This window comes from Kitasatospora sp. NPDC032121 (genome assembly GCF_055580145.1).
Genome location: NZ_JBVILX010000009.1, coordinates 69,360 through 80,698, shown reverse-complemented (window position 1 = coordinate 80,698; position 11,339 = coordinate 69,360). Strand labels below are relative to the sequence as shown.

At 75.6% G+C, this 11,339-nt stretch carries 1 protein-coding gene; it reads left to right on the top strand.

Annotated features, from left to right (window positions below):
* The first annotated feature begins 3 nt into the window (after window positions 1-3).
* Window positions 4-11,274, top strand: a complete 11,271-nt coding sequence (locus ACZ5OX_RS22900; RefSeq protein ID WP_465632727.1) for a type I polyketide synthase — start codon at window positions 4-6, stop codon at window positions 11,272-11,274.
* The last annotated feature ends 65 nt before the right edge of the window (window positions 11,275-11,339 follow it).

Sequence of the window (11,339 nt, the reverse complement as noted above, 5' to 3'; positions counted from 1 at the left end):
GGCCTGAGTACGGAGCAGATGATGACCACCCCGAACGAGAAGATCGTTCAAGCACTGCGGGCCTCCCTTCAGGAGACCGAGCGGCTGCGCCGGCAGAACCGCAAGCTCGTGGACGACGCCGCGGAGCCCATCGCGATCGTGGCGATGAGCTGCCGCTTCCCCGGCGGCGTCGCGGCGCCCGAGGACCTCTGGCGGCTCGTCGCCGAGGGCGGCGACGCCATCGGCGCCTTCCCCGCCGACCGCGGCTGGGACCTGGAGGCGCTCTACGACCCGGACCCGGACAACGCGGGCACCTGCTACGTCCGCCACGGCGGATTCCTGTACGACGTCGCCGAGTTCGACGCCGACTTCTTCGGGATATCGCCGCGCGAGGCCCTGATGATGGACCCGCAGCAGCGGCTGCTGCTGGAGACCGCCTGGGAGGTCTTCGAGCGGGCCGGCCTCGATCCGAGCACGCTGCGGGGCACCCGTACCGGGGTCTTCGCGGGCACCAACGGGCAGGACTACGCGCGGCTGTCCAACTCGCCGGAGGACTTCGACGGCTACCTCGGCACCGGCAACGCCGCCGCCGTGGTGTCGGGCCGGCTCTCCTACTCCTTCGGCCTGGAGGGGCCGGCGGTGACGGTGGACACCGCGTGCTCCTCCTCGCTGGTGGCCCTGCACCTCGCGGCGCAGGCGCTGCGGCGCGGGGAGTGCTCGCTGGCCCTGGTGAGCGGCGTGACCGTGATGTCGACGCCCGGCGCGTTCATGGAGTTCAGCCGGCAGCGCGGCCTGGCCGCCGACGGCCGCTGCAAGCCCTTCTCGGCGGCCGCCGACGGCACCGGCTGGGCCGAAGGCGTCGGCATGCTGCTGGTCGAGCGGCTGTCCGACGCGCGGCGCAACGGCCACCAGGTGCTGGCGGTGGTGCGCGGCAGCGCGGTGAACCAGGACGGCGCGTCCAACGGTCTGACCGCCCCGAGCGGCCCCGCCCAGCAGCGGGTGATCCGCGAGGCGCTGGCGGACGCGGGCCTGACCGCGGCCGAGGTGGACGCGGTGGAGGCGCACGGCACCGGCACCTCGCTGGGCGACCCGATCGAGGCGCAGGCGCTCCTGGCCACCTACGGCCAGGAGCGCCCCGCGGACCGGCCGCTCTGGCTGGGGGCCCTGAAGTCGAACATCGGTCACACCCAGGCCGCGGCCGGTGTGGCGGGCGTGATCAAGATGGTGATGGCGATGCGGCACGGCACTCTGCCGGGCACGCTGCACCTGGACGAGCCCTCGCCGCACGTGGACTGGTCGGCGGGCGCGGTGAAGCTGCTGACCGAGGCCGTGGCCTGGCCGGAGCAGGACCGCCCCCGGCGGGCGGGCGTGTCGTCGTTCGGCGTCAGCGGCACCAACGCCCATGTGATCCTCGAAGCGGCGCCCGCCGAGGAGCAGGCGGAGGTTCCGGCGGACGCGCGGCCGGAGGTTCCGGCGGTGCTGTGGCCGCTGTCGGCCCGCGGTGAGCAGGCGCTGCGCGGGCAGGCCCGGCAGCTGCTGGCCCACCTGGCGGAGCGCCCGGAGCTCGACCCCGCCGACCTCGGCCGCGCGCTGGCCACCACACGTGCCGCGCTGCCCCACCGGGCCGTGGTCGTCGGCACCGACCGGGACGGGCTGCTGCGCGGGCTGGAAGCCCTGGCCCGGGACGGCGCGGAGGCCGGCCTCGTGCGGGGAGTCACGGGACGGAAGAACAAGCTCGCGTTCCTGTTCTCGGGGCAGGGGAGCCAGCGGCTGGGGATGGGGCGTGAGTTGTGCGCGTCGTACCCGGTGTTCGCCGAGTCGTTCGACGAGGTCTGTGCTCACCTGGACGTCCACTTGGCGCGGCCGCTGCGTGAGGTGGTGTTCGGCGAGGACGCGGAGCTGCTGAGCCGGACGGAGTTCACTCAGCCGGCGCTGTTCGCGGTGGAGGTGGCGCTATTCCGGCTGGTGGAGTCGTGGGGGGTGCGGGCGGACTTCCTGGCCGGGCACTCGATCGGCGAGTTCGCCGCCGCGCACGTGGCGGGTGTTCTCTCTCTGGCCGATGCGGCCGAACTGGTCGTCGCCCGTGGCCGGTTGATGCAGGAGCTGCCCTCGGGCGGTGCGATGGTGGCGGTGCAGGCCTCCGAGGGCGAGGTGGCGCCGCTGCTCGCCGGCCGTGAGGAGCACGTCGGCATCGCGGCGGTCAACGGCCCGTCCTCAGTGGTCCTTTCGGGTGCCGAGGACGCGGTGGCGGAGGTGGTGGAGGCGCTCGCCGCACGCAGGACGAAGCGCCTCACGGTCTCGCACGCGTTCCACTCGCCGCTGATGGAGCCGATGCTCGCGGCCTTCCGTAAGATCGCCGAGCGCGTCACCTTCGGTGCACCGGCCCTGCCGATCGTCTCCACCCTCACCGGGCAGCCAGTCTCGGCCGAGGAGTTGGCCGACCCCGAGTACTGGGTCCGCCACGTCCGGCACGCCGTCCGCTTCGCCGACGCCGTGCAGACCCTGGCGGCTCAGGGTGTGACGTCCTTCCTGGAGGTCGGCCCCGGAGGGCTGACCCCGATGGTCCAGGAATCCCTGGCCGAAGCGGAGGTGACGGCCGTCCCCGCCCTGCGCGTCGACCGCGCCGAGCCCGAGGCCTTCACCACCGCCCTGGCCCAGCTCCACACCCAGGGCACCGCCCTCGACTGGGACGCCGTCTTCGCCGGTCGCGGCGCCCGACGCGTCGACCTGCCCACCTACGCCTTCCAGCGCCGCCGCTACTGGCTGGAGTCCTCGGCCTTCTCGGCCACGCCGGCCGCCGCGGCGGACCCGGTCGAGGCCGGCTTCTGGGAGACGGTGGAGCAGCAGGACCTGGCGGCGTTCGCCGACCGCATCCAGGTGGCCGAGGACGCCCCGCTGGCGTCCGTCCTGCCGGCGCTCTCCAGCTGGCGGCGCGCTCACCGTGAGCAGTCCACGGTGGACGGCTGGCGCTACCGGATCGTCTGGAAGCCCGCGACCGATCTCAAGGAGGCGGCGCCGAGCGGGCGTTGGCTCGTTGTGCTGCCCGCCGGGTCGGAGGGCGACGGCTGGGGATCGGCCGTCGCCGACGCGCTGGGCGAGCACGGTGGAGAGGCCGTCCCGGTCGTCGTGGACACCGCGGCCGACCGCGAGGCCGTCGCCGAGCAGCTGCGCGGCGTGCTCGCGGGCCTCACCCCGGCACAGCCGGCGCCCGACTCGGAGCCCGGGGCGGTCACCGGAGTGCTGTCCCTGCTCGCGGTGGACGAGCAGCCGCATCCCGTCCACTCCGCGCTTCCGGCGGGCCTGGCCGCCACCCTCGCGCTGGTCCAGGCGCTGGGCGACGCCGGCCTCGACGCCCCGCTCTGGTGCGCCACCCGGGGCGCGGTCTCCATCGGTTCCTCCGAGCCGGTCCGCAGCGCCCACCAGGCGCAGGTCTGGGCGCTGGGCCGGACCGTGGCGCTGGAGCACAGCCGGCGCTGGGGCGGTCTGGTGGACCTCCCGGACACCCTGGACGAGCGCGCCGCCCGCCGACTGGCGACCGTGCTGGCGGGCTCGGGTCCGGAGGACCAGCTGGCGGTGCGCGGCTCTGGCGTCTACGTCCGCCGGCTGGCGCGCGCTCCGCAGGGCGCGGTCACGGCGGGCGCCGCCCGGCGCCCGCACGGGACCGTCCTGATCACCGGCGGCACGGGGGCCCTCGGCGGCCACGTGGCGCGCCGGCTGGCGCACGACGGCGCCGAGCACCTGGTGCTGGTCGGCCGCCGAGGCCTCGCGGCCGAGGGCGCGGCCGAACTCCGCGACGAACTGGTGGGGCTGGGCGCCGAGGTCACCGTCGCCGCCTGCGACGTGTCCGACCGCGAGGCGCTGGCGCGCCTGCTCGACGGCCTGCCGGCCGAGTACCCGCTGACGGCCGTGGTGCACGCCGCCGGCGTGGGCACACCCGGCATGCTGGCCGACACCACGCCGGAGGAGTTCGCCCGGGTGGTGGCCGCGAAGGTCGAGGGTGCCAGGCACCTCGACGAGCTGCTGGGCGAGCGTCCGCTGGACGCGTTCGTGATGTTCTCCTCGATCTCCGGGGTCTGGGGTGCCGGCGGCCAGGCCGCCTACGCGGTGGCCAACGCCGCACTCGACACGCTCGCCGAGCGGCGCCGGGCCCGGGGCCTGGCCGGTACGGCCGTGGCCTGGGGGCCCTGGGCCGGCGGCGGGATGGTCGAGGACGGCGACGCCGAGGAGCGGCTGCGGCTGCGCGGGCTGCCCGCGCTCGCACCGGCGCTGGCGGTCTCCGCGCTGCGCGGCGTGCTGGACCGCGAGGAGACCACCGTGACCGTGGCGGACGTCGCCTGGGAGCGGTTCGCGCCGTCCTTCACCCTGATGCGGCCCAGCCCGCTGCTCGCCGACCTGCCGGAGGTCCGGTCCGCGTTGGCGGCCGCCGCCGACCCGGAGCCGGGCGCCGGCGAGGCGGTGCCCGCGTTCGTCCGGCGGGTGACCGCGCTCGCGGAGGCCGAGCAGCAGCGGGCCGTGCTCGACCTGGTCCGCTCCGAGGCGGCCGCGGTGCTCGGCCACGGCGGCTCGGAGCCGGTCGCCGCCGACCGCGCCTTCCGGGAGCTGGGCTTCGACTCGCTGACCGCCGTCGAGCTGCGCAACCGGCTGGCCGCGGCGACGGACGTGCGACTGCCCGCCACCCTGGTCTTCGACCACCCGACGCCCGCGGTGCTGGCCGCCCACCTGCGCACCCAGCTGACCGGCGCCGCCGAGGCGGCCGCGCTCACGGCCGCCCCCGCGCTCGCGCCCCTCGACGACGAGCCGATCGCCATCGTCGCGATGAGCTGCCGCTACCCGGGCGAGGTGCACTCGCCCGAGGACCTGTGGCGTCTGGTGGCCGAGGGCCGCGACGCGGTGGCCGGGTTCCCCGCCGACCGCGGCTGGGACCTGGAGACGCTCTACGACCCCGACCCGGACCGTCCGGGCACCACCTACGCCAAGGACGGCGGATTCCTCTACGACGTCGCCGACTTCGACCCGGCCTTCTTCGGCATCTCGCCGCGCGAGGCGCTCGCCATGGACCCGCAGCAGCGGCTGCTGCTCGAACTCACCTGGGAGGCCTTCGAGCGGGCCGGGATCGACCCGGCCTCGGTGAAGGGCTCGCGGACCGGCGTCTTCATGGGATCCGGATACCAGGACTACGCCTCACGCCTGCTGAGCGTGCCACAGGATCTGGAGGGCTACATCGGCACCGGCAGTTCGGCGAGCGTGGTGTCGGGCCGGATCGCCTACTCCTTCGGCCTGGAGGGCCCGACCCTGACGGTCGACACCGCGTGCTCCTCCTCGCTGGTCGCCCTGCACCTGGCGGCGCAGGCGCTGCGGCGCGGGGAGTGCTCGCTCGCGCTCGCCGGCGGCGTGACCGTGATGTCCAGCCCGAACGCCTTCATCGAGTTCAGCCGGCAGCGCGGCCTGGCCGCCGACGGCCGCTGCAAGCCCTTCGCGGCCGCCGCGGACGGCACCGGCTGGGGCGAGGGTGCGGGCATGCTGCTGGTCGAGCGCCTGTCCGACGCCGAGCGCAACGGCCACCGGGTGCTGGCGGTGGTGCGCGGCAGCGCGGTGAACCAGGACGGTGCGTCCAACGGTCTGACCGCGCCGAACGGGCCCGCCCAGCAGCGGGTGATCCGCCAGGCCCTCGCGGACGCGGGACTGTCCACGGCGGACGTCGACGTGGTCGAGGCGCACGGCACCGGCACGACGCTCGGTGACCCGATCGAGGCCCAGGCGCTGCTGGCGACGTACGGCCAGGACCGTGAAACCCCGCTCAGGCTCGGCTCGTTGAAGTCGAACATCGGCCACACCCAGGCCGCGGCCGGGGTGGGCGGCATCATCAAGATGGTGCAGGCGATGCGGCACGGCGTCCTGCCGAAGACCCTGCACGTGGACGAGCCCACCCCGCACGTCGACTGGTCCGCCGGCGCCGTCGAGCTGCTCACGGAGCCCGTCGACTGGCCGCACGACGACCGGCCGCGCCGGGCGGGAATCTCCTCCTTCGGGGTGAGCGGCACCAACGCGCACGTGATCATCGAGCAGGCGCCCACCGAGGCGGGGCCGGTCCCGACGGTTCCGGTCCCGACGGTTCCGGTCTCGACGTCCGGGACAGCCGGGACGGCCGGGGTGGCCGGGGCAGCGATGCCGTGGGTGCTCTCGGGAACCACGGCGGAGGCACTGCGCGGACAGGCCGAGCGGCTCCACGCCCACCTGGCCGAACAGCCGGAGCTCGGCGTGGCGGACGTCGGCCTGACGCTGGCCACCTCGCGGGCCGCACTGGAGCACCGCGCGGTGGTGGTGGCCCCGGACGCGGCCGGCAGGCTGTCGGCCCTGCGCGCCCTCGCGGCCGGCGAGCCGGCCGGCGCGGTGGTCCGTGGCACCGTCCTCCCGGAGAGCGGGCTCGCGTTCCTGTTCTCGGGGCAGGGGAGTCAGCGGCTGGGGATGGGGCGTGAGTTGTGCGCGTCGTTCCCGGTGTTCGCGGAGGCGTTCGACGAGGTCTGCGCTCACCTGGATGTCCACTTGGCGCGGTCGTTGCGGGAGGTGGTGTTCGGCGAGGACGCCGAGTTGCTGAGCCGGACGGAGTTCACTCAGCCGGCGTTGTTCGCGGTGGAGGTGGCGCTGTTCCGGCTCATCGAGTCGTGGGGTGTGCGGGCGGACTTCCTGGCCGGGCACTCGATCGGTGAGTTCGCCGCCGCCCATGTGGCGGGTGTTCTGTCGCTGGCCGATGCGGCCGAACTGGTCGTCGCCCGTGGTCGGTTGATGCAGGAGCTGTCCTCGGGTGGTGCGATGGTGGCGGTGCAGGCCTCCGAGGGCGAGGTGGCGCCGCTGCTCGCCGGCCGCGAGGAGTTCGTCGGTATCGCGGCGGTCAACGGCCCGTCCTCAGTGGTCATTTCGGGCACCGAGGACGCGGTGGCCGAGGTGGCGGAGGCTCTGACGTCCCAGGGCCGTCGCACGAAGCGCCTCACCGTCTCGCACGCGTTCCACTCGCCGCTGATGGAGCCGATGCTCGCGGCCTTCCGCAAGATCGCCGAGCGGGTCACCTTCGGTGCACCGGCTCTGCCGATCGTCTCCACTCTCACCGGACAGCCGGTCTCGGCGGAGGAACTGGCCGACCCGGACTACTGGGTGCGCCACGTCCGTCACACGGTCCGCTTCGCCGACGCCGTCCGGACCCTCGCGGCTCAGGGTGTGACGTCCTTCCTGGAGGTCGGCCCCGGCGGGCTGACCCCGATGGTCCAGGAATCCCTGGCCGACGCCGAGCCGGCCGCTGTCGCTGTCCCCGTTCTGCGTGCCGACCGCCCCGAGCCGGAGGCCTTCACCACCGCCCTGGCCGGGCTCCACGTCCACGGCATCGCCCTCGACTGGAACGCCGTCTTCACCGGTCGCGGCGCCCGGCGGGTCGACCTGCCGACCTACGCCTTCCAACGCCGCCGCTACTGGCTCGACACCCGGCCCGGGGCCGGCGACCTCACGAGCGCGGGCCTGCGGTCGGCCGAGCACCCCCTGCTGGGTGCCGCGGTCCCGCTCGCCGGTGGCGAGGGTGCGCTGTTGACCGGTCGGCTGTCGCCGGCGGCTCAGCCCTGGCTGGCGGAGCACATGGTGATGGGTGTGGTCCTGCTGCCCGGCACGGCGCTGGTGGACCTGGTGCTGCGGGCCGCCGACGAGGTGGGCTGCGACCTGCTGGAGGAGCTGACCATCCAGGCACCGCTGGTCCTGCCCGAGCAGGGTGCGGTCCAGCTGCAGATCACCGTCGGCGGCGCCGACGAGTCCGGACGCCGCACGGTGACCGTGCACTCCCGCCCGGACGGCACCCGGACCGACGAACCGTGGACCTCGCACGCCACCGGCACCCTGGCGGCTGCCGAGCCGCCCGCCGACGAGGAGCTGTCGGCGTGGCCGCCGGTGGGGGCCGAGGCCGTGGCGACCGCCGGTTACTACGAGCGGCTGGCGGAGCTCGGCTTCGGGTACGGGCCGGTGTTCCAGGGTCTGCGTGCGGTCTGGCGCAGTGGCGACGAGGTGTTCGCGGAGGTCGCGCTGCCCGAGGGGACGGAGGTCGCCGGGTTCGGTGTTCACCCGGCCCTGCTGGACGCGGCGCTGCACGCGGTGGGGCTGGGCGGCCTGCTGCCCGACACCGGCCAGGGGCGGATCCCGTTCTCCTGGAGCGGAGTGGGTGTGACCGCCACCGGCGCGAGCGCGCTGCGCGTGCGACTGGCCCCGGCCGGCCCCGACGCCGTCTCCCTGCTGGTCGCCGACACCACCGGACACCCCGTGGCCACCGTCGACTCCCTCGTCCTGCGCCCCGTCTCGGGGAACGCGCTCGCCGAGGCGCGCCGCACCGACCAGCAGGACGGGCTGTACCGGATCGCCTGGCCGACGGTCCCCCTGCCGGCCGCGCCGAGTACGGGCGCCTCGCCCGCCGACTGGGTGCTGCTCGGTGCGTACGACCCCGCCGACCCGGTCCCGGCCGCGCTGAACACCGAGCTGGCGCGGACCGGCGGCGGCCTCACGGTCCACCCCGGCCTCGCCGAGTTCGCCGTCGCCCTGGACTCCGGCGCCACGCTCCCGCAGGTGGTGGTCACCACCGTGGCGCCCGGCGGGGAGAGCGCCGCCGACGTCCACCGGACGACCCGTGAGGTCCTCGCCCTGGTCGGGGCCTGGCTGGCCGAGGAGCGCACGGCGCGCTCGCGGCTGGTCCTGCTCACCCGCGGCGCGGTCGCCCCGGAGCCCGGCGAGTCCGTGACCGACCCGGCGCAGGCCGCCGCCTGGGGGCTGGTGCGCTCCGCGCAGTCGGAGAACCCGGACCGGATCCTGCTGGTCGACCTGGACGGCCACCAGGACTCCGTGAGCGTCCTGCCGTCCGTGGTCGCCGCCGGCGAGCCGCAGCTGGCGCTGCGCCGCGGCTCCGCCCACGCCCCCCGGCTGGCCAGGGCCGCGCCCGGCGCGGCCCTGCACCCCGAGCCGGGCGCGGCCGGCTGGCGGCTGACGACCGACGGAACGGGCACCCTGGACGGCCTGGCGCTGACCGAGAACCCGGCCGCCACCGCCCCGCTGGGCGAGGGCCAGGTCCGGATCGCGGTGCGCGCCGCCGGGATGAACTTCCGCGACGCGCTCATCGCGCTGGGCATGTACCCGGGCGCCGCCTCGCTGGGCAGCGAGGCCGCCGGCATCGTCGTCGAGACCGGGCCCGGAGTCACCGGACCGGCCGTCGGGGACCGCGTGTTCGGCATGGTCCCCGAGGCCTTCGGGCCGCTCGCCGTCACCGACCACCGCCTGGTGGCCCGGGTGCCGCGCGGCTGGACGTTCGCCCAGGCCGCGTCCGTGCCGATCGTCTTCCTCACCGCGTACTACGCGCTGGTCGACCTGGCCGGGCTGCGCCGGGGCCAGTCGCTGCTGGTGCACTCGGCGGCGGGCGGCGTCGGCATGGCGGCCACCCAGCTGGCCCGCCACCTCGGCGCCGAGGTCTACGGCACCGCCAGCCCCGGCAAGTGGGCGGCGCTGCGGGCCGACGGCCTGGACGAGGCGCACCTCGCCTCCTCCCGCACGCTCGACTTCGAGCGGCACTTCCTGGCGGCGACCGGCGGCCGCGGCGTGGACGTCGTGCTGAACTCGCTGGCCGGTGAGTACGTCGACGCCTCCCTGCGGGTGCTGGCCGAGGGTGGAAGCTTCCTGGAGATGGGCAAGACGGACGTCCGCGCCGCCGAGCAGGTCGCCGCGGCCCACCCGGGCGCGTCCTACCAGGCCTTCGACACCATCGAGGCGGGACCGGAGCGGATCGGCGCGATGCTCGGCGCTTTGGTGGAGCTGTTCGAGAGCGGCGCGCTGCGGCCGCTGCCCGTCACCGCCTGGGACGTGCGGCAGGCGCCGGAGGCGCTGCGCCACCTCAGCCAGGCCCGGCACACCGGCAAGCTCGTGCTCACCGTGCCCGCGGCCCTCGACCCGCACGGCACGGTGCTGGTCACCGGGGCCACCGGCGCGCTCGGCGGCGTGGTCGCCCGGCACCTGGTGACCGAGCACGGCGTGCGGCGGCTCGTGCTGACCGGCCGGCGCGGCCTGGCGGCCGACGGTGCCCGCGAACTGCGCGACGAGCTGGTGGAGTTGGGCGCCGAGGTGACCGTGACGGCCTGCGACGTGGCCGACCGCGAGGCGGTCGCCGCGCTGCTGGCGGCCGTACCGGCCGAGCACCCGCTGACCGCGGTGGTCCACGCGGCCGGGGTGCTGGACGACGGCACGGTGACCGCGCTGACCCCCGAGCGGCTGGCGGCGGTGCTGCGTCCGAAGGTGGACGCCGCCCTGGTGCTGGACGAGCTCACCCGCGGCCTCGACCTGTCGGCCTTCGTGCTGTTCTCCTCGGTCGCCGCCACCCTCGGCAGCGCCGGGCAGGGCAACTACGCGGCGGCCAACGCCTTCCTCGACGCGCTGGCCCTGCGCCGGCGGGTGGCCGGCCTGCCCGCGACCGCCCTCGCCTGGGGCCCCTGGGCCGAGGGCGGCATGGCGGCCGGGATGGACGAGTCGGGCCGCGGCCGGATGGCCCGCTCGGGCCTGGTCCCCTTCCGGGCGAAGGAGGGCCTGGAGCTCTTCGACGCCGCCCGGTCGGGGGAGAGCGCCCTGGTGGTCCCGGTGCGCTTCGCCGCCACGGCGGACCGGGGCGCCGGCCCGGCCACCGTTCCCGCGATCCTGCGCGGCCTGGTCCGGACGCCCGCCCGGCGTACGGCCGAGGCCCCGGCGGTCGGCGCGGACACCCTCCGGAGCCGACTGACCGGCCTGCCGCAGGCCGAGCAGACCCGCCTCCTGCTGGACGTCGTGCGCACCCACGTGGCGGCGGTGCTCGGGCTCGGCGGACCGCAGGACGTCGAGCGGGGCCGCGAGTTCAAGGCCCTGGGCTTCGACTCGCTGACGGCGGTGGAACTGCGCAACCGGCTCGGCGCGGCCACCGGGCTCCGGCTGCCCGCGACGCTGGTGTTCGACTTCCCGAACCCGCTCGCGCTGGCGGAGCGGATCCGCACCGGCCTCGCGCCCGAACCGGTGGCGCCGGAGGTGGCGGTCTTCGGGGAGATCGACCGGCTGGAGGCAGTCCTCGCCGCGATCGGGTCGGACGACGAACTCGTCCGTTCCGGCATCCGGACCCGCCTGCAGGGCGTGCTCGCCAAGCTCGCCGACACCCCGGCGGGCGGCGCGGGCGACGGGCAGGCGGACGGCTCCGACGAGCGGCTCCAGAGCGCGACCATCGACGACATCTTCGCGCTGATCGACCAGGAGCTCGACGCCTCCTGACCCCTGCGGCTCCACGGGATCGCAGTACGACCAGCACTTCCTGACTCTCATGGCGGGTGAACGAG